This is a genomic window from Bradyrhizobium sp. CCBAU 45384, assembly GCF_028128665.1.
GTDB lineage: Bacteria > Pseudomonadota > Alphaproteobacteria > Rhizobiales > Xanthobacteraceae > Bradyrhizobium > Bradyrhizobium manausense.
Genome location: NZ_LBIZ01000106.1, coordinates 142,571 through 166,464, shown reverse-complemented (window position 1 = coordinate 166,464; position 23,894 = coordinate 142,571). Strand labels below are relative to the sequence as shown.

The 23,894-nt window shown below is 62.6% G+C and carries 23 protein-coding genes and 1 tRNA gene; 14 read left to right on the top strand and 10 right to left on the bottom strand.

The window, feature by feature from the left end; all coding sequences use genetic code 11:
- Positions 1–254: 254 nt before the first annotated feature.
- From XH80_RS17525 to XH80_RS17505, 5 genes are all read right to left on the bottom strand, one after another.
- On the bottom strand, positions 255–1,394 hold the full coding sequence (locus XH80_RS17525) for an FAD-dependent oxidoreductase (RefSeq protein ID WP_271599636.1): 1,140 nt from the start codon (positions 1,392–1,394) through the stop codon (positions 255–257).
- Positions 1,395–1,743: 349 nt separating this feature from the next.
- A complete protein-coding gene (locus XH80_RS17520; RefSeq protein WP_271599635.1) occupies positions 1,744–2,346 on the bottom strand; it encodes a hypothetical protein in 603 nt (200 codons plus the stop codon).
- Between the two features lie 46 nt (positions 2,347–2,392).
- Positions 2,393–3,295 (bottom strand): hypothetical protein, encoded by a 903-nt coding sequence (locus XH80_RS17515; protein WP_271599634.1) that lies wholly within the window; start codon positions 3,293–3,295, stop codon positions 2,393–2,395.
- A gap of 95 nt (positions 3,296–3,390) precedes the next feature.
- Positions 3,391–4,635: a reverse transcriptase domain-containing protein gene (locus tag XH80_RS17510; RefSeq protein WP_271599633.1), complete on the bottom strand. Its 1,245-nt coding sequence runs from the start codon at positions 4,633–4,635 to the stop codon at positions 3,391–3,393.
- A 605-nt stretch (positions 4,636–5,240) separates the two neighbouring features.
- Positions 5,241–5,330, bottom strand: a tRNA-Ser gene (locus XH80_RS17505).
- Between the two features lie 373 nt (positions 5,331–5,703).
- On the opposite strand from XH80_RS17505, the gene XH80_RS17500 reads away from it, so the two are divergent.
- On the top strand, positions 5,704–6,567 hold the full coding sequence (locus XH80_RS17500) for an alpha/beta fold hydrolase (RefSeq protein ID WP_271599632.1): 864 nt from the start codon (positions 5,704–5,706) through the stop codon (positions 6,565–6,567).
- A 472-nt stretch (positions 6,568–7,039) separates the two neighbouring features.
- Here the strand turns inward: XH80_RS17500 and XH80_RS17495 are convergent, their stop codons facing one another.
- A complete protein-coding gene (locus tag XH80_RS17495; protein ID WP_271599631.1) occupies positions 7,040–8,209 on the bottom strand; it encodes an ROK family protein in 1,170 nt (389 codons plus the stop codon).
- 322 nt (positions 8,210–8,531) lie between these two features.
- Here XH80_RS17495 and rplU point away from each other — a divergent pair, with 322 nt between their 5' ends.
- The 3 genes from rplU (at position 8,532) to XH80_RS17480 (ending at position 10,041) form a co-directional block, all read left to right on the top strand.
- Entirely contained in the window at positions 8,532–8,918 is a 387-nt protein-coding gene (gene rplU, locus XH80_RS17490; RefSeq protein ID WP_057740817.1) for a 50S ribosomal protein L21, read from the top strand.
- A gap of 104 nt (positions 8,919–9,022) precedes the next feature.
- Positions 9,023–9,292, top strand: coding sequence for a 50S ribosomal protein L27 (gene rpmA, locus XH80_RS17485; protein ID WP_092234086.1), 270 nt, complete (start codon positions 9,023–9,025; stop codon positions 9,290–9,292).
- A 155-nt stretch (positions 9,293–9,447) separates the two neighbouring features.
- The gene (locus tag XH80_RS17480; RefSeq protein WP_271599630.1) at positions 9,448–10,041 is read left to right on the top strand and encodes a GNAT family N-acetyltransferase; all 594 of its coding nucleotides are present in this window, start codon (positions 9,448–9,450) and stop codon (positions 10,039–10,041) included.
- A gap of 157 nt (positions 10,042–10,198) precedes the next feature.
- Here the strand turns inward: XH80_RS17480 and XH80_RS17475 are convergent, their stop codons facing one another.
- Positions 10,199–11,113 carry a DMT family transporter gene (locus XH80_RS17475; protein ID WP_271599629.1) on the bottom strand — a complete coding sequence of 305 codons (915 nt, stop codon included), beginning with the start codon at positions 11,111–11,113 and terminating at the stop codon, positions 10,199–10,201.
- Between the two features lie 261 nt (positions 11,114–11,374).
- Here XH80_RS17475 and XH80_RS17470 point away from each other — a divergent pair, with 261 nt between their 5' ends.
- The 3 genes from XH80_RS17470 to XH80_RS17460 all read left to right on the top strand — a co-directional run bounded on the left by XH80_RS17470 (position 11,375) and on the right by XH80_RS17460 (position 14,716).
- Positions 11,375–11,857 (top strand): MaoC family dehydratase, encoded by a 483-nt coding sequence (locus tag XH80_RS17470; RefSeq protein ID WP_271599628.1) that lies wholly within the window; start codon positions 11,375–11,377, stop codon positions 11,855–11,857.
- Positions 11,858–11,943: 86 nt separating this feature from the next.
- Positions 11,944–12,984 carry a GTPase ObgE gene (gene obgE / locus XH80_RS17465; RefSeq protein WP_057740805.1) on the top strand — a complete coding sequence of 347 codons (1,041 nt, stop codon included), beginning with the start codon at positions 11,944–11,946 and terminating at the stop codon, positions 12,982–12,984.
- A 97-nt stretch (positions 12,985–13,081) separates the two neighbouring features.
- Entirely contained in the window at positions 13,082–14,716 is a 1,635-nt protein-coding gene (locus XH80_RS17460) for an alkaline phosphatase family protein (RefSeq protein ID WP_271599627.1), read from the top strand.
- Positions 14,717–14,851: 135 nt separating this feature from the next.
- Here XH80_RS17460 and XH80_RS17455 read toward each other — a convergent pair whose 3' ends face one another.
- Complete coding sequence (locus tag XH80_RS17455) at positions 14,852–15,820, bottom strand: Bug family tripartite tricarboxylate transporter substrate binding protein (protein ID WP_271599626.1); 969 nt, start codon at positions 15,818–15,820, stop codon at positions 14,852–14,854.
- 168 nt (positions 15,821–15,988) lie between these two features.
- On the opposite strand from XH80_RS17455, the gene proB reads away from it, so the two are divergent.
- A complete protein-coding gene (gene proB, locus XH80_RS17450; RefSeq protein ID WP_271599625.1) occupies positions 15,989–17,110 on the top strand; it encodes a glutamate 5-kinase in 1,122 nt (373 codons plus the stop codon).
- Between the two features lie 18 nt (positions 17,111–17,128).
- Here the strand turns inward: proB and XH80_RS17445 are convergent, their stop codons facing one another.
- Both XH80_RS17445 and XH80_RS17440 read right to left on the bottom strand, forming a co-directional pair.
- A complete protein-coding gene (locus XH80_RS17445) occupies positions 17,129–17,425 on the bottom strand; it encodes a type II toxin-antitoxin system RelE/ParE family toxin (RefSeq protein ID WP_271599624.1) in 297 nt (98 codons plus the stop codon).
- On the bottom strand, positions 17,406–17,684 hold the full coding sequence (locus XH80_RS17440; protein ID WP_271599623.1) for a type II toxin-antitoxin system ParD family antitoxin: 279 nt from the start codon (positions 17,682–17,684) through the stop codon (positions 17,406–17,408). Before XH80_RS17440 ends, XH80_RS17445 begins: the two co-directional genes overlap by 20 nt.
- 192 nt (positions 17,685–17,876) lie before the next feature.
- Between XH80_RS17440 and XH80_RS17435 the strand changes: the two genes are divergently transcribed.
- The 6 genes from XH80_RS17435 to XH80_RS17410 all read left to right on the top strand — a co-directional run bounded on the left by XH80_RS17435 (position 17,877) and on the right by XH80_RS17410 (position 23,763).
- On the top strand, positions 17,877–19,172 hold the full coding sequence (locus XH80_RS17435) for a glutamate-5-semialdehyde dehydrogenase (RefSeq protein WP_271599622.1): 1,296 nt from the start codon (positions 17,877–17,879) through the stop codon (positions 19,170–19,172).
- Between the two features lie 23 nt (positions 19,173–19,195).
- On the top strand, positions 19,196–19,840 hold the full coding sequence (locus tag XH80_RS17430) for a nicotinate-nucleotide adenylyltransferase (RefSeq protein ID WP_271599621.1): 645 nt from the start codon (positions 19,196–19,198) through the stop codon (positions 19,838–19,840).
- Positions 19,841–20,037: 197 nt separating this feature from the next.
- Complete coding sequence (gene rsfS, locus XH80_RS17425; RefSeq protein WP_057740788.1) at positions 20,038–20,394, top strand: ribosome silencing factor; 357 nt, start codon at positions 20,038–20,040, stop codon at positions 20,392–20,394.
- Between the two features lie 108 nt (positions 20,395–20,502).
- A complete protein-coding gene (rlmH, locus tag XH80_RS17420; RefSeq protein WP_271599620.1) occupies positions 20,503–20,985 on the top strand; it encodes a 23S rRNA (pseudouridine(1915)-N(3))-methyltransferase RlmH in 483 nt (160 codons plus the stop codon).
- Between the two features lie 31 nt (positions 20,986–21,016).
- The gene (locus tag XH80_RS17415) at positions 21,017–22,405 is read left to right on the top strand and encodes a murein hydrolase activator EnvC family protein (protein ID WP_271599619.1); all 1,389 of its coding nucleotides are present in this window, start codon (positions 21,017–21,019) and stop codon (positions 22,403–22,405) included.
- Positions 22,402–23,763, top strand: coding sequence for a S41 family peptidase (locus XH80_RS17410; RefSeq protein WP_057740782.1), 1,362 nt, complete (start codon positions 22,402–22,404; stop codon positions 23,761–23,763). The genes XH80_RS17415 and XH80_RS17410 overlap by 4 nt, the downstream gene beginning before the upstream one ends.
- The last annotated feature ends 131 nt before the right edge of the window (positions 23,764–23,894 follow it).

Here is a 23,894-nt window from a genome sequence, read left to right as displayed (position 1 = left end):
TGCCGGCCGTGGGCTATTGGTCGGAACGCGGCGGCGGCGGGTTCAAACGGCCACGGCGCCGGAAGCTTCCGTTTGCCGGGCGGAAAGAAAGTCGAAAACAACCCCATGCACAGTAGCCAACCTCCGTCAGGTCAAGGACTTTGGCACACGATTACGGAATTCCAGAAATTGCGCTTGTTCCGTCGGGCAAAACAGGTGCATGATGGCATCATGGCGGGAGGTTCGACAGGCAGGGCGCAATATCCAGCATCCGCTCAGGCGAATTGAGAATATCGGGACAGCTGAAAGAAGGGTTCTGCCTGGTAGGACGGATCGGTGGCAAGGCGAGCGAGCCTTTGCCCGATGGCGGGCGCGAACTTCGCACCATGGCCTGAACACGCGGAGCAGACGATCAGGCGGGACTCCGGCCAGCGATCGATGATGAATTCCTCGCCCGCATCAGGCAGGCGGTCGGCGGGCGCGGTGTTGGTGTAGAGGCAGACGTCTCGATCGATGATGGGCCCAGCCGCGCCGGGGACGAGCGCGGCCAGCGCTTCGCCGATGGGGTGGAGTTCGGCATCGCTGGCCTGCGGACCCCAATCGTCGGGGCCGACCACGGGCCCGTGGTTGTGGGGCGCAGCCTTGACGCCGCGCTGTTCGAAGTCCGGAAAGCCGTAGACCATGTCGTCAGGACCTCGGTCCAGAATGAAGATCGGGAAACGACCTGAAACCACAGTCTCGGGGCGCGCGGGCTTGAACCAGCCGACCGCCTGTCGGGTCACATTGAGCAGCGCGGTGAGTTGCGGGAGGGCCCGACCGAGCCATGGGCCAAGCGCCAGGATCGCGCGCTCGGCGAAGAACTCTTCGCTGGCCGTGCGGATCGACACGCCGTCCGGGTGCGGCGTGAAGCTCGCGTGTTCGCCAATCGCGCGATTGCCGGCGCGTGCGCGCATCAGCTTCATGACTGTAGCGGTGTGCAGAATCGCGCCACCGTCCTGCACGACGACGTCCCAGTCATCAGGCAGGTTGAAAGCCGGAAATTCCTTGTTCGCCACAGAAGCGGTCATCATCGGATCCGGGCGCCCTTTCGCGATCGCCGCCGCGCGCGAGGACGCCACCATGGCGGAGCCGGCGCGGCCGGCCTCCAAAATAGGGGTTTCCGTCAGAACCGTTTGACCGCTTTCGGCCTGCAGCCGGAGCCAGCCGGCATGAGCCTCGTCGCTCAGGCTGGTGTAGTTGGGGTTTTCGAAATTGAAGCGACGGAAAATGCGACATGAACCATGTGACGAGCCTCGATCCGAGCCTGCTGCGACCGGATCGAAGCCGAGCGCATCGACGCCGGCATCCAGCAATGCGCCCAGCGCTGCTCCGCCCATGAGCCCCAGACCCAGCACGGCGACTTCGCATTTTCGCATGAAGACCTCGCGAGCGATGCTACGACGCACCGATCATCCTGATGATTTTGCTGGTTTGCAAGGTCTGCGGGAGGGCGATCACGGTCGGGATCGACAGCGCCGTATCGGATCAATGGGGAAGCAATCAGGGCAGTCAGGTCGGTTCCTGTTGTTGCGGCCTGATCGCGGCGACGGCGCTGGCGCATGATCTGACGTGGTGACCCGGAATGAGAGGCACTTTACGGGCCGGCGGCGAGGGTGATGGAATCCTCTAAGGGGCGGAGATGACGGGAATTGATCCTGGTGCCGACGGGTATCTAGTAACGCGTCTCGTCATTTGATCCGTCGGGCAAACAGACTGCGAGAGAGACTACGCGGGAAGGCACCGCACTAGTTCTGCGGAAACCTTCTCGATTTCTGATGCAGTCAACCCCCCTCGATGGAACGAGCTCGCGGCGATTGCATCTCCGACTTCAGCAAGAACCCTCGGCCTACCCATGTTCATTGCGTCGACTGTGACGACGATCGTCGCCGTCGGCAACTTGATTGGGGTCGCGCGATGGATCACCCCGGGACTCAACGTATAGCATTCCCCAGCTGAATAGGTTTGATCACCGGAACACGCGACGCGGACAACCTGACCGGTAGGAACTAGCGCTGAGTCCCCACTGTAATAGCACACCTCAAAAATCTCGTGGGTTCCGTTGGCGTCGTGCGCGGCTTCGAAGGTCTGATGTCGCAGCTCGCCGGCAACGATGATTGAGGTCAACCTGTAGCTATGATCGTGATCCTCTTTACCCTGTTCGAGCGAGGGCATCAGCCAGTCTTCAGGCCAGAAGTGATATCTCAAGTGCGTGCCCTCGGCTATTTGCTCCGACATGTAGAGAAATCCTAAGGGGTGATGCCGGACGGCGCTCGCAAGCATCGCCTTGAATCGATCCCGGAAGAAGGCCTGCACCTGACGGATGGGCAAGTTAATGGGACTTGCCACCGATTCCGTGGTGAGCAGCTCTATTAATTTATCCCGCATAACGGTGTGATGCGCCCGCCTGAATCGCACTGGCTGCTTTCAGTATCTCCTGATTGACGCGCGGCAACCCGGAGATTGAGTCAAGAAACTCTGGGTCTAGCTCTTGGCCTTCGAGGGGCGGTCCAACCGAATCATCCCACCGAATTTTCCTAGACTGCGACAACTCGTTCTCTAGTGCATCTTTGAACATCTCGAAGAATGGATTTCCAGAGTTGGTGAGGATTGCTGGTAGATCCTTAGCGTCGCGGGTGATCAGCACTCCGGACGTCGAGATGTCAAACCGGAGGACCGGCACACTAGCGCACAGGCCGATTTCGATTGATAGATACGGATTGCGTAGAACTGTCGCCACTGATGTGGCTATAGTTAGGATTACGTTGGCTGCCAGGGTATTGTTGTCGGCATCTTCACCTAGGCCCTTTTTGAAGCTTTTATAGAGCTCTGCACTTCCTTCTCGATCGGGATCGGGAACTATAATCCGAAGCTTGATTCGCTTTCGTTCAGCACGCGCAAGCGAGTCTAGGCGTGGCAGGACCGCCGTGCGGAAGTATGATCCCGTTCGTCCCCAAAACCAATAATCGGAGGCGCCCTGAGGAAGATCGATGATCTCATCGCCGATCTCCACATTTCGTAGCGGAATTACCTCTGCATTACGCAACTCGGGAGACGTCACAAAAATGTAGAAGGCGTACGTACACAGAAATATCGCGACCGTTGCGGCGAAGTTTCCTAGAAAATTTGTGGATGCATCGCGAAGAGACGCTGGCATTGAGCTCGTCGTAATGAGCCAAAGCAAAAGCAAAAGAATTAGCAGCAAAGCGCCGAATATCGCGAAGAAGCGACGGATCGAGTATTTGCTCCGCAAAACGGCACGTACGGAAGGATCAATCATGTCAAACTCGAAATTATGAAACTTTGGTCCGAAGCTGTCCTGCTTAGCAAGGTATCGTGTATCGGATCGAGATACTCAACAGGACTGACGAAGCGCTAGTCCCAATCCTCGAAATCAGCCGATAGCTCCACGCGATCAAGGCTTCCGATCCCCAGGAAATTTCGTCCCCGCTCTGTCACGTTGTCCAGTATCGACCTCCCAAACACATCTTCGTAAATACCTTCCATGATTTTCCGGGTGCAAAAACTCAATTCAGATTGCAGCGCAATGAAGTTGTAGGCGTCTCGATAAGCTCCGAGGTACGCAGAGACGGACCTTGAGAGATCAACTATGGTTTCCTGAAAGTCACTCCCCTCTTTCGATCGGGTTTCAAAGTTGAATTGGTCTTCTAGGGACTCTCTGATCTTTGCAATGTGCGCTCTAGAAATCTTGGAGACGAATTGCTGCTCGGAGGTGAGAAAGACTATTTGGCGCCCCAAGAAATCGACTGGCTGCTGCGGTCCGATGAGGCGGGTCTTCGATCGATCGGCCAGCTCGGGTATCGAGAAGCCGAGGCGATTCAAACGATCCGTTATGAACTTGAGCCCGTCCTTGGCCTTCTGCTCTGTCTCGTAGAAGAGCAAGATGTCGTCCGCGTAGCGTATCATCTCCATCTTCACGGATTGGACATCGTTGTCGAACGGCGACAAGATTAGATTGGCGAGAATTGGAGAGAGCGGCATTCCCTGGCGAAGCCCGACTCCTGGCTTAATACAACGCGTCTTGAGAATCGGACGTAACCGACTTTCCTCGCGGATTTCACAGTCGATGAACTTCTTGACCAAAGGCGCGACGCTACTACGATGCAGAGTGCGGTCTACCTTGTCCTTGAGAGGACCACGAGGAATACGATCGAAAAAGCTTTCTATATCTGTTTTAAGGCACCATCCGAATTGCGGTCTAAGTTCAAGTGCCCGAGTGATCGCTGCCTTCGTGCCGCGCCCTTCGATGAAGCCGTAAGACGAAGAGTTGTAGATCGGGAGTTTCTTTCCCGCGGTGAAGTGCTTCACGAGCGCTCGTTGAACGATCCTATCTTTGATCGTGGGAATGCAGATCAATCTCTTTTCGTTAGACGTTGATTTCGGTATCGCCACTCCTCTCAACTTCGATGGACCATACTGTCGATCGCGGATCGTCTTTGCGAGAGAGGCTATGTTGGTTTCAAGCCGGGCCGCAAATTGAGCTGCAGTGATTCCATCGACTCCTGGGGCGCCAGCTTTGGACGTGCTATCGGGTGACAGCCGCCACGCGTGCATCAGCTTTGATTTCGAAAGGATGCGGCTCGGCGTTGAGGCGGACATCGTTCTCCCAGGCCTAGGGTCGAGCTATGTGGGTGCAGCACCTAAGCCTGATTGAACGGGACGCCAACGCAGCGTCATGGACGCTTGTGCTGGCAGGTGGAGCTTCGCGGCTGCCACGCTGACGCGCGACCCGCTGGGCCCCTGACAGATGACCGTCTGGAGGTCAAGTCGGACCTGCAGACAGGCCATCACCGCCAAGCTCGCGATGAGAACAAATCGCGAACACGTGATGCCGGCTTTCCGTTTCCGCCCCTTCGCCGCCTCGTCGTAAAGGCCCGCAGCCCTGCTCTTATGTTTATGCACCCTGGGCATCGGTCCCTCCGTTGCTCTGTCGCGCCAACGCAGCGTCATGGACGCTTGTGCTGGCAGGTGGAGCTTCGCGGCTGCCACGCTGACGCGCGACCCGCTGGGCAACTGACAGATCACCGTCTGGAGGTCGTCTCGGGTAAGAAACGGCTACCAACGACTCGAAATTAGTGAATGCACTTGGAACAAGCAACCTTCGGTGGAGCCCTTTGCCCAGAAATTTGCCGGGCAACGCATCGAGATACCATTGATGTTCAACGCGAAGGATTTTAGCGATTTGAGAGGAGCATTTCAGTAACTGGCGGAGAGGGAGGGATTCGAACCCCCGATAGGCTTGCACCTATGCCGCATTTCGAGTGCGGTGCATTCAACCACTCTGCCACCTCTCCTGAAGGCGCCATATAGGAGCAGGGCCCCTGTGGTTGGGGGCGTTCATAAGCGAGGATGGCGGGCCAGACAAGGCGCGATTCGGGAAAATCCGCTGCCTGTTTCAGCCCCGCACCAGCTACGCCCCCCTAAAGCGCGATGAGATTGGGTTGAATCGAGCCGTTGCTGGCTTGGTGTACCTCCCGCCCTTTCCTCCGGGGGAGTGTCCCGTTGCGGAGAAACCCTCTCCCCAACCCTCCCCCGCATCCGCCTTCGCCCGAAGGCGGGCTTCGGCGAGACAAGAGCGGGGGGAGGGAGCGCACCTGCCTTGTCGCGGCGAATGAAACCTCATCTCATCATGGTCTAACAGAGCACTTGCCAGCCGGAGGAACTGCCATGGAGCACCTCACCATCTCCGCCAATGGCGCCAAATTCCATGTGGTCCGCGCCGGCAGGGGAAAACCGCTGCTGTTGCTGCATGGTTGGCCGGAGTTTTGGCTGACCTGGGAGCCGGTGATCTCAAGGCTTTCGGACCGTTTCAGCCTGATCGCGCCGGATCTGCGCGGCTTTGGCGACAGCGACAAGCCTGACGGCGCTTACGGGCCTGACGGCCACGCCGCCGACATGCTGGCGCTGATGGATGGGCTCGGCATCGAGCGATTCGGCGTGGTCGGCCACGATGTCGGCGGCGCGGTGATGCAGCCGCTGGCGCGACAGGTGCCGGAGCGGCTGGCCGGGCTGTTCTTGTTCGATTTCGTCTATCCCGGGATCGGGCCGCGGATGGCGGCGCCTGAAAGGCTCAACCACATCTGGTACCAGTCGTTCCAGCAGATGGAGATGGCCCCTCGGCTCGTTGGCGCGAGCCGCGAAAGCTGCCGGCTTTATATCGCGCACTTCCTTAAAGGCTGGGCGCATCGCAAGGACGCCTTCGACGACGTGCTCGATCTGTTCGGCGACACCTACTTCAGGGACGGCAATCTCGCCGGCGGCTTTGCGCATTATCGCGCCTCGCATGCCGGGCGCATCGCGATGATGAAGGGGGAGGCGCCGCGGATGCCGCCGATTCATGTGCCGACCTGCGTACGCTGGGCCGAACACGATCCGCTGTTTCCGTATGAATGGACGGATCGGCTGGGGGAGACGTTCAGCGATCTTGATCTCGCGATGTTTCCCGGCGTCGGGCACTTCCCGCATCGGGAGGATCCGGATCGGGCGGCCGCGGAGATCGCGGGGTTCTTTGAGCGGATCGGGTGGTGTTGAGGGGCGAGGCAACTGGCGAGACGAGTCGAATCGCGTTCGTCTCACACGAGCGCTGTCTCCGTTCCCTCCCCCCTTGTGGGGGAGGGTCAGGGAGGGGGGTGCCACACGGGGATTCTCTCCGTGGCCCACCCTCGCATCGTCAACAACCGGCACCGTTTCCTGGGCCACCCCCCTCCCTAGCCCTCCCCACAAGGGGGGAGGGAACGCACCTGTTTCCGGGCGCGAACCGGCCTCATTCCATCATTGCTTTGAAAACGGGGTGGGACCGCCAGACGCGGTAAACACTGGCGGTCCCGTGCCGCTTCAATCGAAATGCTGGCCAGGAAGGGCGGCTTCGCAGGCCTGCGTGAGGCGACGGTTCCACCCTAGCGTGCGTTTAGGGAACTGCAACGCAAAGTTGTCCTTAACCTAACCAGTCAAGGTTACCCTGGTTGACGCGTTTTCTTGACGCGAACCGGTGTCCAAACGCTGGCTAGTCCGCCTTGGCAGAGTCCTTGTTGTTTTCCTTATTGTTTTCCTTGGGCTTTTTCTTCCCCTCCGCAGCATCCCGGTCCTTGCCGTTATCTTTACCTTGGCCGCTGTCGCGGTGGCGGTTGGTGAAACGCGCATTGCCAAGGCCGGTGCCGATGGTGAGCACGCCCCAGCGATCGACGTCCTGCATGAACGGCACCTCGGAGAGGCCCTGAACCACGCCGTCATTGTGCATCACGATCGCGGTGTCGTGCTCCCCGATCGCAGGAATGCCCTCGATCAAACTCGCCGGCAGGTTGAACTTGCTGCTCTCCCAATTGCCCGGCAGATTCTGTGCGCCTTTTTCGATGGACCCGTCCGCGTTGATCACGCCGGGACAGGCGATGCCGATGAACGGCGCGAGCTTGAAGCCATCGGTGTCAGCTTCGGTGATCAGCCCCTTCAGCATCTTGGTGAGCCGCTTCACCGCGCCCTCGCGCGTCGGCTCGTCGTCGGCATGCCGCCACAGCTCTGACTTCACGACCTTGGCCTTCGAGAGGTCCTTGGCCTTCTTCCAGCCCGTCTCCACCAGGCCGCAACGAATGTTGGTGCCGCCGATATCGACCGCGAGGATGCTGTCATAGGCCTCGAAAATCCACGAGGGCGCCAGATGCAGCGCGCCGATCAGGCCGGCTTCATCGGGGTGATGCCGGATCGGCACCATGTCGATCTTGAAGTCTTCGGCTTTCAGGATGATCTCGGCGCGCGCGATCGCGAGCTCCCCAAGGCGCGAATCGCGAAAGCCGCCGCCGACCACGATGCGCTCGGTCTTGGCCCAGGCTTTGGTCTTCAGGAACCGGCGCGTGACATAAGCGAGCTCCTGGGCGAACTCCTCGATGGCGCTGTGCACCACGGCGGAGGCTTCGACGTCGTCGCTGATCAGGATGGAATCCAGCGTCTTCTTGCTGATGTTCTCCGACGGCTCCTTGCCGAACGGGTCCTCGCCGGTCTTGCGCAGCGGCTTGCGCCAGCGCTCGAGGATCTCGCGGAACGCGCCCTTGCTGGCGCGGTCGCCGAGAAAACCGTCGTCGTCCTTCAACTCGATATTGAAGCTGTCGATATCGACCGATGGCAGCCGCTCGCCGCCGTGATTGGCGATGCCCGTGGTCTTGACCAGTTCGTCCGTTGCCATGAAATGCCCTTGCCCGCGTTTTCGGATTTGGAAAGACAACGGCGAGGGAACCGGTTGGTTGCTCGGCTGCGGCAATTCGGGCGGTCTGGCCAAATCCTTCTAATCCGGGCCTTTTTCGCCCGCTTTTCCTTGACTCTTGGCGACTTGCGGCTATAAGTCCGCACAACCGGCGCGGGGCGTTTCTCGCGCCGCATGTTTTTGCGTGGGTTTTCAAAGGGATAACTCCCGCCCGCACAAAACGCCTAAACCCATAGCGACTGACAAAAAGCCGGCCCCTGGCAGATAGTCATGAGGCCGGGATTGAACACGAAGGAAAAAAACGATGTTCGCAGTCATCAAAACCGGCGGCAAGCAATACCGCGTCGTGCCGGATGATGTCCTGGAAGTTGGCAAGATCGAAGGCGAAGTCGGCTCGATCGTGCAGTTGAATGAAGTTCTGGTGCTCGGCGGCGACACGCCGGTGCTGGGCGCTCCGACGGTGGCCGGTGCCTCCGTTGCGGTCGAGGTGCTCGACCACAAGCGCGGCCCCAAGGTCATCGCGTTCAAGAAGCGCCGCCGCAAGAATTCGCGCCGCAAGCGCGGCTATCGCGACGAGATCACGGTGCTCCGCATCTCCGAGATCCTGGCCGACGGCGCCAAGCCCACCAAGGGCCCGCGTCCGAAGAAGGAAAAGGTTGCCAAGGCGCCTGCAGCGGAAGCTGCCGAGTAAACCTGAAACGATCACGCCCATTCACGAATTGAGGCGTGCGACGTTTTGAAATGATTCCGTCAAGGAATTGACCTAGAAGATACGCAGGATTTCGGAGACGAGCCATGGCTCACAAAAAGGCAGGCGGTTCATCGCGCAACGGTCGCGATTCAAAGGGTAAGCGCCTTGGCATCAAGGTGTTCGGCGGGGAGCGCGTGATTCCCGGCAACATCATTGCGCGTCAGCGCGGCACCACCTGGCATCCCGGCCTCAACGTCGGCATGGGCACGGACCACACTCTGTTCGCCAAGATCGAGGGTCGTGTTGAATTCCAGGCCAAAGCCAACGGACGCACCTTCGTAGCGGTGCTCCCGCTCGCAGAGGCGGCTGAATAGACGGTGGATCATATGGAGTCCGCCGGGTCCTTGACCGAACCGGCGGAGTCCGAAAGATCGAACAGATCGAAGGCTCCAGGGGAGGCAGGGAAACCGGCCTCCCTTTTCGTTTGACCAAATCACTTTTGACTTAGTGACTTCCAGCGGAGCCGGACATGTTGCAGGACTTTCTAGGCGTGACCTTGGCCGAGGCGAGACCCAGCGTCGTCGCCACCGAACGGCTGACCTTGCGACGGCCGACCCTTGCCGACGCCCACACCATCGCCCGCCTCGCCAACGACCGCCGTGTCGCTGAAAACACCCGCCGCCTGCCCCATCCCTATTCGCTGGACGATGCCGTCGCCTTTATCAGGCACATTGCCGCGCTCGGAGCTGAGACCGTGTTCCTGATCGAGCACGACAGCGGGCCGATCGGCATGGTCGGCATCGACCGCTCCACGCCCGACAATGCCGAGCTCGGCTATTGGCTCGGCGTCGAGCATTGGGGCCGGGGCTTTGCCACCGAGGCCGCGCGCGGCGCCATCGATTTCTTCTTCGAGGAGTTCGAGGACGACCATCTCTATGCCGGTGCGCGCGTCACCAATCCGGCCTCGCGCAACGTGCTGGAGAAGTGCGGCTTCCAGTGGAGCGGCGTGCAGCTGCATCGCTTCCTGGCGCTGGGCTCCTCGACCCCGGTCGACTGCTTCCGCCTCTCCCGCGGCGTGTGGTCGTCGCTGAAGAGCTGGAGCAGCGCGAGACGGGTGAGGTAGGCCTGCTGCCTGCTCCATTCACGGTGTCGTCCCGGCGAAGGCCGGGACCCATAACCACGAATGGTCGTGAGGCGAAGGCTCCCACCCCGAGTCTTCGCCAAACCGCTGCCTGGGGGTATGGGTCCCGGCCTTCGCCGGGACGACAGCGGGGTTGTGGCTACACCGGTGGATTCACCTCTTCACTTGCGCGACCCAAATCGCGCTCGCGCAAATAGATATAGAATCCTGCGCCGATGATGACCGCGGCCCCGACGATGGTGGCGATTTCAGGCACGTCGCCGAACACGACGAAGCCGAAGATCACCGCCCAGACGATCATCGAATATTGATAGGGCACCACGACGCTCGCCGGCGCGAGCTTCAGCGAGCGGTTGACGCAGAACAGCGCCGTCACCGAGATGCATCCGGCCAGCACGAAGAACACCAGGCTGCCTGGCGTCGGCGGCACCCAGTGGAAGGCCGACAGCACGGCCCCCAGCGAGAACGTGCCGATGAATTGCGAGGACGCCATCACGATGTCGGGCGTCTTGCGCAGGCTGCGGGTGATCAGCATCAAGGTTGCGAAGGAAAGACTGCCGCCGAGCGCGATCAGCGCCGGCAGGCTCACCGTCTGTGCCGACGGCCGCAGCGCGATCACAACGCCGCAGAAGCCGACCAGGATCGCGGTCCAGCGCCGCCAGCCGACCTTCTCGCCGAGGAAAATGGCCGACATCGCGGTGACGAAAATCGGGCCGGCGAGATAATAGGTGATGACATCAGCGAGCGGCAGGTAGACCGTCGCCAGGAAGAAGGCGGCGACCTCCAGCGTCGACAGCACGACGCGAAACAGCTGCAGGCCCGGCCGCTCCAGATGCAGGAACTGATGACGCTGCCGCCAGATCATCGGCGACAGCAGCAACAGCGCCGCGCTTGCGCGCAGGAACAGGAGCTGCCCCACCGAATACGTCCCGACCAGGAATTTGCCGATGGCGTCGCCGAACGAGAACATCGAGATCGACAGCACCATGAGAGCGATGCCGGCGAGGCGCGCCGAGCGGTCGTCATAGGCGGAGAGTTTCTTGAAGAAGGGCATTGAACGGGCTGCGAAAGGCCGTCATTGCGAGCGAAGCGAAGCAATCCAGAGTCCTTCCGCGGAAACAGTCTGGATTGCTTCGTCGCTTCGCTTCTCGCAATGACGGGGAGAGAGCATCAGGATTCGGCGAATAGCGTTGCTTGAGGTCGTTTTAATGTTGTGAGCCGCCGCGACAAGCCCGCACAAGCCGAATTGAACGGATTGTCGCACCCGTCGCATCGCGGTAGCGATAAGCACCTCACCGAGACAAGAGCTTGCGTCATGATGGATTTCGACCCGGCCCAGCACCGCATGATGCCCGCGCAACGCTGGTTTGAGGATTTCGTTGTCGGCGAGCGCTTCGTGCTGCCGAGCCGGACCCAGACCAGCGCGGTGTTCGCGGCCTTCCAGACCGCGAGCGGCGACACCCACCCGGTGCACTATGATGTGGAATATTGCCGCGCCCGCGGCACGCCGCATCTGCTCGCCCACGGCTTCCAGACGCTGATCCATACCGCGCCCGGCGCCGGGCTGTTTCCATTCATGGTCGAGGAGTCCCTGGTCGGCTTCCTCGAGCAGTCGAGCCGGTTCCTCAAGCCCGTCTTCGCCGACGACACAATCTATCCCGCGCTCGAGGTCACCGAGCTCGTGCCCGGCCGCACCACCGGCACGGTGACGCTTCGCAGCACGGTGTTCAACCAGCGCAAGGAGCTGGTGCTGGAAGGCACCCAGAAATTCCTGATCCGGCGCCGGCCGGCTGGTTAAGCGAGGGGCCTAAATCGCTCAAATTTCGGCCGATTTGCGGGCAAACCCGGGTTGCCCCGGGTGTCAGGCTGGCCTACCTATGGCCCATGAAATTCCTCGACGAAGCAAAGGTCTATATCCGCTCCGGTGACGGCGGCAACGGCTGCGTGGCGTTCCGCCGCGAGAAGTTCATTGAGTTCGGCGGTCCCTCCGGCGGCAATGGCGGCCGCGGCGGCAACGTGATCATCGAGGTCGCCGACGGCCTCAACACGCTGATCGACTACCGCTACCAGCAGCACTTCAAGGCCCAGAAGGGCGAGAACGGCATGGGCTCGGACCGCCACGGCGCCAACGGCAAGAACATCGTGCTGAAGGTCCCCCTGGGCACGCAGATCTTCGACGAGGATCGCGAGACGCTGATCCACGACTTCACCAAGGTCGGCGAGAAGTTCGTGCTGGCCGAAGGCGGCAATGGCGGCTTCGGCAACGCGCATTTCAAATCCTCGACCAACCGCGCGCCGCGCAACGCCAATCCCGGCCAGCCGGGCGAAGAGCGCTGGATCTGGCTGCGGCTGAAGCTGATCGCCGACGCCGGCCTCGTCGGCATGCCCAATGCCGGCAAGTCGACCTTCCTCTCCAAGGTCAGCGCCGCGCGGCCGAAGATCGCGGACTATCCCTTCACCACGCTGCATCCGCAGCTCGGCGTCGTGAATGCCGACGGCCGCGAATTCGTGCTCGCCGACATTCCCGGCCTGATCGAAGGCGCGCATGAAGGCACCGGCTTAGGGGACCGCTTTCTCGGCCATGTCGAGCGCTGCCGCGTGCTGCTGCATCTGGTCGACGCGACAAGCGAGCATGCCGGCAAGGCCTACAAGACCGTGCGCAAGGAGCTCGACGCCTATGGCGGGCTGCTCACCGACAAGATCGAAATCGTCGCGCTGAACAAGATCGACGCGGTCGAGCCGGACGAATTGAAGAAGCAGAAGGACCGGCTGAAGCGCGCCGCAAAGAAGACGCCGCTGCTGATCTCGGGCGCGACGGGCCAGGGCGTCAAGGAAGCGCTGCGCGCGCTGGTCGATGTGATCGGCGAGGCCCCGGTGTCAGCCAAGGCCAAGAGTGCGGCCGAAGCGGAGCCGTGGTCGGCCTGAGATTGGAATGCGTGGCCGAGAGTACGCGCACCGCTGGCTTGTCTTCGCGCCCTCGATAGCGCAGCATCCAACAATCAAGAAATTTCAGGGATGACGCATGGCGCGCGCGAAGAACGTTCTCTGGATCATGTGCGACCAGCTTCGCTACGATTATCTCGGATGCACCGGCCATCCGACGCTGAAGACACCGAACATCGACGCCATGGCCAGGCGTGGCGTGCTCTTCACCAAGGCTTACGTGCAGTCGCCGATCTGCGGGCCCTCGCGGATGTCGTTCTATACCGGCCGCTACATGCGCTCGCACGGCTCGCACTGGAACGGCTGGCCGCTGCGTGTCGGTGAGCCCACGCTCGGCGATCACCTCAACAAGATCGGCGTGCGCAACGTGCTGGTCGGCAAGACCCACATGGCGCCCGACCTCGAAGGCATGAAGGCGCTCGGCATCCCGCCGGAATCCGTCATCGGCGTGCATGTCGCCGAATGCGGCTTCGAGCCCTATGAGCGCGACGACGGATTGCATCCGAGCGGCCGGCCACGCCCGAGATACGACGAATATCTGCGAAAGCACGGTTTTGAGGCCCCCAATCCGTGGGAGCATTGGGCCAATTCAGGCGCAGCCGAAGATGGCTCGTTGCAGAACGGCTGGCTGCTGGTGCATGCCGACAAGGCCGCGCGCGTGCCGGACGAGCATTCCGAGACGCCCTACATGACGCGGCGCGCGATGGATTTCATCCGCGAGGCCGAGACCGATGGCCGGCCGTGGTGCCTGCATCTGTCCTACATCAAGCCGCACTGGCCCTACATCGCGCCCGAGCCCTATGCCAGCATGTATTCGACCGAGGACATGATCCCGGTGATCCGCTCGATGCGCGAGCGGCAAAATCCGCATCCGGTGTTCGGCGCCTACATGGACATGCGCTACTCCCGCAACATGGCGCGCGACGAGGCGAGAGAGAAGGTGATCCCGACCTATATGGGCCTGATCACCCAGATCGACGACCAGATGGGCGTACTGATGAAGTTTCTGCAGGCGCGCGGCCTTCTGGAAACCACCATGATCGTGTTCACCTCCGATCATGGCGACTATCTCGGCGATCACTGGATGGGCGAGAAGGATCTGTTCCACGAGCAGTCCGCAAAGATCCCTCTGATCATCATCGATCCCTCGCAGGAGGCCGACGCGACGCGGGGCACGCGCAGCGATGCACTGGTCGAGGGCATCGATCTCGCGCCGACCTTCGTCGATTATTTCGGCGGCAAGGTGCCGGGCCACATCCTCGAAGGACGCTCGCTGCTGCCGCTGCTCCGCGGCGAGAGGCCAGCCGATTGGCGCAAGGTGGCGTTCTCCGAATACGACTATTCCATGCAGGACGTCCGGCTGAAGCTGAACCAGCCGATCGAGCGCTGCCGCCTGTTCATGGTGTTCGACGGCCGCTGGAAATACATCCACGCCTCCGGCTTCCGCCCGATGCTGTACGACCTCGAAACCGACCCCGACGAATATGTCGATCGCGGCGACGATCCGGAATGCGCTGCGATCATCTCGCGGCTCCAGGCCGACCTGTTCGACTGGGCGCTGCATCCGAACGACCACATCACCACGCCGCGCGAGAGGATCGCGAACTATGCCGACAACCAGCTCCAGGTGAAGGGCGGGATCCTGATCGGCATCTGGGACGAAGCGGAGCTTGCCGCGATCAAGGACGGCATCGCCCAGCGCGCGAAGATGTGAGACGCACCGTCATTGCAAGCGCAGCGAAGCAATCCAGAATCTCTCCGCGGAGGGGCGCTGGATTGCTTCGTCGCATCAGCGCAAAATTGCTACGCAATTTTGTCGCGAGCTCCTCGCAATGACGGGAGGAGAGATTCAATTCTCGATCCTGTACCCCGTCGCCTTCACGATCGGCTGCCATAGTGCGATGTTGGCGGCGAGCTCCTTGGTCAGGGCATCCGCGCTGCTGCCGACCGGGATCAGCCCGATCGCCGTGAGCTTCTCCTTCACCTCGGGCTTGGCAAGCACCGCACTCGCGGCGGCGCCGAGCTTGCTGGCGAATTCCGGCGGGCTGCCGGCGGGAAGCCACATGCCGTACCAGGCATCGGCAACGAGATCGATGCCGCTCTCCTTCAGCGTCGGCACCTCGGGCGCAAACGGCGAACGCTCGGCGCTACTGATCGCGATGATCTTGACGCCCTTGGCGCGATGCTGCGGCAGCGCATCCGCCAATGTCGTAATGCCGAATGAGATATGACCGCCGATGATGTCATTGAGGATCGGCGCGCTGCCGCGATAGGGCACGCGCGTCAGGGCAATGCCGAGATCCTTCTCCAGCTTCGAGCCGGCGAAGTGCGGAATGGTGCCGTTGCTCGGCACGCCGAACGAGGACTTGTCGGGATGCGCCTTCAGCCACGCGACGAATCCCTTGAAGTCAGCGACATCCATGGCCGGGCCAACCACCAGCGCAAACTCGAACCGCGCCAGCAGCGACACCGGCATGAAATCCTTCGCCGTGTCGAAGCTCGGCGTCGTCTCCACCATCGGCAGCAGGTACATGGTCGGCCCCGTGGTCACCAGCACCATGCTGCCGTCGGGGCTCGCGCCCTTCACCGCCTTGATGCCGATCAGGCCGTCGCCGCCGGTGCGGTTCTCGACCACGACGGTCCGCTGCAGCATCGGGGCGATTTCCTGCGCGATCAGCCGGCACAGCGTGTCGCCGCCCGCCCCCGCCGCGAACGGGAAGATGATCTTGGTGAGGCCAGCCTGCGCGTGCGCCTCACCCGCCTGCTGCGCCAGCAGCGGCAGACCGAGACATCCGGCCATGAATTTACGGCGATCCATTCGTTTCCCGTCCAGCCCGCGATTGGTTGGCGGCATTAGAACCGGGCTGGCCGGCAAGACAAGGCCGACCTTCGCCGTTTACCGTTCTGCCCGCCTTGCGCCGGCCATCGTCCTGCTGCAAAAGCGGGCCTCACCCGAACAATTTCCGTAGCGCCAAAACATACGCACATGGCCAGCCCCGAACTCAGTCAATTCCGCCGCATCGTCGTCAAGGTCGGCTCCGCGCTGCTGGTCGATTCCGACAGGGGCGAGGTGCGTGCCTCCTGGCTCGCCGCGCTCGCCGACGACATGGCCAGGCTGCACAGGGAGGGCCGCGACGTCCTCGTGGTGTCCTCCGGCTCGATCGCGCTCGGCCGCAGCCGGCTCAAGCTGCCGCGCGGCCCGCTGAAACTGGAGGAGAGCCAGGCCGCCGCCGCCGTCGGCCAGATCGCGCTGGCGCGGATCTGGTCGGAGGTGCTCGGGGCCCACGGCATCGGCGCCGGACAGATCCTGGTGACACTCCAGGACACCGAGGAGCGCCGTCGCTATCTCAATGCCCGCTCCACCATCGGCAAGCTCCTGGAGTGGCGCGCCATCCCCGTCATCAACGAGAACGATACGGTCGCCACCACCGAGATCCGCTACGGCGACAATGACCGCCTCGCCGCGCGCGTCGCCACCATGGCGAGCGCCGATCTGCTGGTGCTGCTGTCCGACATCGACGGCCTCTACGACGCGCCGCCGAAGAACAACCCGAACGCAAAGCTGATCCCGGTGGTCGAGAGCATCTCCTCGGAGATCGAGGCGGTGGCTGGCGACGCCGAGTCCGAGCTGTCGCGCGGCGGCATGCGCACCAAGGTCGAGGCCGCCAAGATCGCCACGACTGGCGGCACGCATATGCTGATCGCATCGGGCAAGATCGAGCATCCGCTGCAGGCGATCGCCAATGGCGGCCGCTGCACCTGGTTCCTGACGCCAGCCAATCCCATCACCTCGCGAAAACGCTGGATCGCCGGCACGCTCGAGCCGAAGGGGACGCTGACGATCGACGCCGGCGCGGTGACCGCGCTGCGCGCCGGCGCCAGCCTGCTGCCGGCCGGCGTGATCAAGGTCGAGGGCCAGTTCGCCCGCGGCGATGCCGTCATCGTCCGCGGCCCCGACACCAGCGAGATCGGCCGCGGCCTGATCGCCTATGACGCCGAGGTCGCCGAGCGGATCAAGGGCCGCTCCTCGCCTGACGTGATGACCATCCTCGGCATCAGCGGCCGCTCGGAGATGATCCACCGCGATGATCTGGTGGTGGGCGGGTAAGGGCGAACTGGCCGCCAACTATTGCATGTCGTCGGCGCCGATATCCTGCCGGCCGTGCATCACTCGGACAACTTCAACACCGTCAGCTGTGGGTATGTAGAAGATCAAATGGTTGCCGACCGGAAAACTACGCAGCTCGGCGCGTAATTCGCTGCGATCGCGGCCGGCAAATGGTGTGCCTGCCAACATATTGAATGTTGCGTCGATGCGATCAAGCAGCGCGTCGGCCGCTCGCGGATTATCTGCGGCGATATAATCCCAGATCGCCGTAAGGTCGATTTCTGTCTGCGGACTCTTAAGCGGTCTTTTTGCCATTCTTGGCCGCCAGACGTTTCCGACCTTCTGACTTGATCCGCTCGAACATGTCACCGACTTCTTCCATCGGTCCGCTGTCAAACCCCTTCCGGATTTCCTCCCGCAGCACTTCCAGCTTGACCTTGCGCCGCTCCTCGCGCTCCTCGACGAGGCGCAGGCCTTCGCGCATCACCTCGCTCGCGGTGGCGTAGCGGCCGCTCTCGACCAGATTGTCGATCAGGTCCTCGAAATGCTTGCCAATGCTGTAGCTGCTCGCCATGGGACGGCTCCGTTATCAGATAGTGATATTTATTGATATTTGGGCGCCTCGCAAGGCTCCGTCCGAGCTTGCGCATGACCAGGCCATTGGCCGACGTGGCGGCGCCAGCTGGGCCCCTGCCATACCTCCCCACCCTTCGCAAAAGCGGGATTTCCGTGCTAGGACACCGCCTTAGCAGAAGGTTGAACTCCCATGGCCGCCCCCCTCAAAGCCGTTGACGGCAATGCCGATCTTCAGGCGCTGATGTCCGATCTCGCTAGCCGTGCCCGCGTCGCCGCGCGCGTGCTGGCGCTGGCGCCGCCGGAGCAGAAGAACCGGGCGCTGGAGGCCATGGAACGAGCGATCCGCGCCAACGCAGCTGCGATCCTCGCCGCCAATGCCGAGGATGTTGCGGAAGCCCGCGCCTCGGGCGATGCGACCTCCGCCTTCATCGATCGCCTGACGCTGACGCCGGCGCGAGTCGACGGCATGGCCGAGGGCATCGCAATCGTGCGCGGCATCGCCGATCCCGTCGGCATCGTCACCGAGAGCTGGCAGCGACCCAACGGCATGACCATCGAGCGCGTGCGCGTGCCGCTCGGCGTCGTCGGCGTGATCTTCGAGAGCCGACCCAACGTTGCGGCAGATGCCGGCGTGCTCTGTTTGAAATCAGGCAATGCCGTGATCCTGCGCGGTGGCTCGGATAGCTTTCGCTCCTGTCGCGCGATCCACGAATGTCTCGTCCAGGGCCTGCGCGAAGCCGGCCTGCCCGAAGCTGCGATCACGCTGGTGCCGACGCGCGACCGCGCAGCGGTCGGCATGATGCTGTCCGGACTGAACGGCTCGATCGACGTGATCGTGCCACGCGGCGGCAAGAGCCTAGTCGCGCGCGTCGAGCAGGAAGCGCGCGTGCCCGTGTTCGCGCATCTCGAAGGCGTCAACCACGTCTATGTCGATGCCAGCGCCGACCTCGCCATGGCGAAGGAGATCGTGCTCAACGCAAAAATGCGCCGCACCGGCGTCTGTGGCGCCGCTGAAACGCTGCTGGTCGATCGCGCAGCTGCTGGCAAGGCTCTGAAGCCGCTGGTCGAGATGCTGCTCGAGGCCGGCTGCGAAGTGCGCGGTGACGATGCCGTGCAAAAAACCGACGCACGCGTAAAACCTGCCAGCGAAGACGATTGGGACACCGAATATCTCGACGCGATCATCGCCGCAAAGGTGGTCGACGGCGTCGACGGCGCGATCGCGCATATCCAGGACCACGGCTCGCACCACACCGATGCGATCGTGAGTTCGGATGAGGCTGCGGCGAGAAAATTCCTCAGCGAAGTCGATTCCGCGATTGTGCTGCACAACGCCTCGACGCAGTTCGCCGACGGCGGCGAGTTCGGCTTTGGCGCCGAGATCGGCATCGCCACCGGCCGCTTCCACGCCCGTGGTCCTGTTGGCGCCGAGCAATTGACGAGCTTCAAATATCGCGTTCACGGCACCGGACAGACGCGGCCGTAAGCGATGTCGCGAGGCGCGGGGCATTGAGTCAAAATTTCGTCGTGCCGCGCTTCGTGGCGCAAGCGGTCCCGCCCCATACCGTGGGCATGCGCATCGGCCTGCTCGGCGGCTCGTTCAATCCGCCGCATCAGGCGCATCGCGCGATCAGCCGCTTCGCCTTGACGCGATTGCAACTCGATCGCGTCTGGTGGCTGGTGACCCCAGGCAATCCGCTCAAGGAGAACGGCAATCTGCACGAGCTCGGCGAGCGCATGCAGGCGGCGCGCGACGTCGCTGATGACCCGCGGATCGAGGTGAGCTGTCTCGAATCCGTCATTCGCACCCGCTATACTATCGACACGATCAACACCTTGCGCCGCCGCTTCCCGGGCTTGCGCTTTGTCTGGATTATGGGCGCCGACAACCTCGCTCAATTCCATCGTTGGCAGGACTGGCGGCGCATCGCCGCCCAGGTCCCGATGGCAGTGATCGACCGTCCGCCGCAGAGTTTCCGCGCCCTCGCCTCCCCCGCTGCCCAGGCGCTCGCGCGCTATCGCCTGCCGGAGAATGAAGCCGCCTTGCTTGCGGATCGGCCGGCGCCGGCCTGGGTCTTTCTGACCGGATTGAAGCTCAATCTCTCCTCGACGGGCTTGAGGAACCCGGACGGAAGCTGGAAAGGTACGAAGTGAGACGCAATGTGGGGATTTACGGGCTCTCTGGCATATTGAAACCCTTAACCCCACATGATGTAGTGTAGCCAGTGGACGCCGGATTCGCGTTCGCGATACAGTGAAAGGAATGGTCCCTGACCACGTCTGTATTGTCCAAGTCTGTTTTACCCAAGGTTGCCAAGCCTACGCGTAAAACATCGACCCAAGCTGCGGCCTTGAAGGCGCAACCCGACGCCGACAAGACGCTGAGCCTGATCCTCTCCCGCCTCGAGGATATGAAGGCGGAAGAGACGGTCACCATCGACCTTCGCGGCAAATCGGCATACTCCGACTACATGATCGTCACCACGGGCCGTGTGAACCGGCACGTTGGCGCGATCGCGGAGAACGTGACGAAGAGCCTCAAGGAAAGCGGCATCAAGAACATCCATGTCGAGGGCTTGCCCAATTGCGACTGGGTGCTGATCGATTCCGGCGATGTGATCGTGCACGTGTTCAGACCCGAGGTCCGTGAGTTCTACAACCTCGAGCGGTTGTACACGCAGGGCCCAGGGGCGGCGAAGGCGATCTAGGCTCGACCCGGTAGGCCGGCTTGGCCGATTTCGAATCGGCTGACGCGCATGCTAGCGTCGTGCGCGCGCGGAATGCGCGCGGTCATGAAAACACGACTCTGAAGCCTCATGCGTGTTGCAGTCATTGCGGTGGGCCGGCTGAAGCAGGGCCCCGAACGGGAGCTTGCCGACCGCTATTTCGAGCGGTTCGACGAGGTTGGCCGCAAGCTCGGATTCCGCGAGCTGACCATCCACGAAATCCCCGAGAGCCGCGCGCGCGACACCGCAACGCGCATGGCCGAGGAAGCCGCGGCGATATCGGCGCACATTCCCGAAAAATCGATTCTGGTGGCGATGGACGAGCGCGGCCAAAACCTCGATTCCACCGTATTCGCACGGAATCTCGGACGCTGGCGCGACGAGGGCGCCGGTCATACTATCTTCGCGATCGGAGGGGCGGACGGACTTTCGCCCGAATTGCGCCGTAAGGCCAAGCTCACGATCGCGTTCGGCTCTGCGACCTGGCCGCATCAAATGGTCCGCGTCATGCTTCTGGAGCAGCTGTATCGGGCCGCCACCATTCTGGCCGGCCACCCCTATCATCGCGCGTGATTCGCGCCACAACGAGCACCTTGCGCAACAGATGCGAGCGCCGATCCTCAATTTGCTGCTGATGGCGAGCTGCGCCGGCGCAAGCCTCTTCGCTGAAGAAAGCCTCGCGCAAGCTCAGGCGCAAGGTCAGGCAATCGCACCGGCGCCGCAGACCGCGGCGATCTCACCCGACGCGATCAAGCAGCGCGAGCAGGAGCTGGAAGCCGCGCGCGCCCGGCAGAAGAGCGCGGAGGAGGCGCAGGCCAAGCTGAAGGCCGAGATCGCCTCCCTCGGCCAGGACCGCACCCAGCTCAATCAGCAATTGATCGACACCGCCGCCAATGTCCGCACCGTCGAGACCAAGATCGACGAGGCCGAGGCGCGGCTGAAGACGCTGAACGGCCGCGAGCAGCAGGCGCGCGCTTCGCTCGATTCGCGTCGCGCCGACATCGTCGAGGTGCTGGCGGCCCTGCAGCGCGCCGGACGGCGTACGCCGCCGGCGCTGCTGGTGCGGCCCGAAGATGCGCTGCAATCGCTGCGCACCGCGATGCTGCTCGGCGCCGTCGTGCCGGAATTGCGCGGCCGCGCCGAGACGATCGCAAGCGAGCTCGGCGAGCTTGTTGCCTTGCGCAAGACCATCGCGAGCGAACGCGACCAGCTCGCCTCCGACCGCGACAGGATCCGCAGCGACCAGACCCGGCTCACCGCCCTGGTCGATGAGCGGCAGCGCCAGCAGGCCTCGCGGGAAAAGGACCTCGACGCCGAGAATTCGCGCGCCATCACGCTGTCAAAGCAGGTCGGCGATCTCCAGGGGCTGATCGCCAAGATGGAGCAGGACCTGCAAAGCGCCGCCAAGGCGGCCGAGAAGGCCGCCGAGGCCGCCAGGCAGGCCGAGGCCAAGGAGGCCAAAGAGGCCAACGCTGCGGCTGCAAACGCGGCGGCCAATGCCAAACCGGGCCCGGCCATCTTCAAGGACCGCTCCCGGACCAGCCCGGCGATCCTGTTTGCCTCGGCCAAGGGGCTCCTGCCGCTGCCGGTTAACGGTAACAAGATCAGGGACTTTGGCGGTTCCGACGGGGTCGGCGGGGTCCAGAAGGGCATTTCGCTGGCCACCAAGCCCGGCTCCCAGGTCACGACGCCGTGCGACGGCTGGGTGGTCTATGCCGGCCCGTTCCGCAGCTATGGACAACTCTTGATCCTCAATGCCGGGGGCGGGTATCATGTCCTAATCGCCGGGATGGAGCGCATTTCGGTAAACATCGGACAGTTTGTGCTCACGGGGGAGCCGGTCGCGACCATGGGGTCGACATCTCAAGTCGCCTCCATTCTCGCCACCAACGCGAGTCAACCTGTGCTGTATGTCGAGTTCCGCAAAGACGGCACTCCAATCGATCCAGGCCCATGGTGGGCCGCAAATGAAGGCGAGAAGGTTCGCGGATGATGCGCAAGACTTCAGTTATCCTCCTCAGCGCGGCCACCGGTGCGGCGCTGACGCTGTTCGTGACCCAGCCGCGCGCGGTGTTCATGGGCTCCAGCGCGCGAGCCGCGACAGCGGACACCTATCGCCAGCTCAACCTGTTCGGCGACGTCTTCGAGCGCGTGCGCTCCGACTATGTCGAGAAGCCCGACGACACCAAGCTGATCGAATCCGCGATCAGCGGCATGCTCTCGGGCCTCGATCCGCATTCGAGCTACATGGATGCCAAGAGCTTCCGCGACATGCAGGTGCAGACCCGCGGCGAGTTCGGCGGTCTCGGCATCGAGGTCACGATGGAAGACGGCCTGATCAAGGTGGTCTCGCCGATCGACGACACGCCGGCCTCGCGCGCCGGCGTCATGGCCAACGACATCATCACCAATCTCGACGATGAAGCGGTGCAGGGCCTGACCCTGAACCAGGCGGTCGAGAAGATGCGCGGCCCCGTCAACACCAAGATCAAGCTCAAGATCATCCGCAAGGGCCAGGACAATCCGATCGACGTCACCCTGGTGCGCGACAACATCCGCGTCCGCTCGGTGCGCGCGCGCGTCGAGGCCGACGACATCGCCTATATCCGCATCACCACCTTCAACGAACAGACCACCGAAGGCCTGAAGAAAGAGGTCGCCAACCTCTCGAGCCAGATCGGCGACAAGCTGAAGGGCTACATCATCGACCTGCGTAACAATCCGGGCGGCCTGCTCGAGGAAGCCGTCACCGTGTCCGATTCGTTCCTGGAGAAGGGCGAGATCGTGTCGACCCGCGGCCGCAATGCCGAGGAGACCCAGCGCCGCACCGCGCACGCGGGTGACCTCACCAAGGGCAAGCCTGTCATCGTGCTCGTCAACGGAGGTTCGGCCTCGGCTTCGGAGATCGTCGCCGGCGCGCTGCAGGACCACAAGCGCGCGACCATCGTCGGCACGCGCTCGTTCGGCAAGGGCTCGGTGCAGACCATCATCCCGCTCGGAAGCGGCAACGGCGCACTGCGCCTCACCACGGCGCGCTACTACACGCCGTCGGGCAAGTCGATCCAGGCCAAGGGCATCGTGCCTGATATCGAAGTGCTGCAGGACGTGCCTGATGAGCTGAAGGCGCGCACCGATACCAAGGGCGAAGCTTCGCTGCGCGGTCACCTCAAGAACGACGGCGACGAGAAGACCGGTTCGCAATCCTACGTCCCGCCGGACGCCAAGGACGACAAGGCGCTCAAGATGGCCGACGATTTGCTCCACGGTATCAAGAACAGCGCCTCCGCAGCGCCGACGCCTGGCAGCGACAACAAGGCCGCGCCCGCGGACAAGCCCAAGGCAGCGAACTAAGGCAGCGAACTAAGGCAGCCAACCAGGGCGGCGAGCTAGGCACACCTATCCGATCTGACGAAAGGGCGGCTTCAGGAAGCCGCCCTTTTTGCTTGGGAACTCCTGGTCTCCCCGGCCTATCCCGGCCTGCC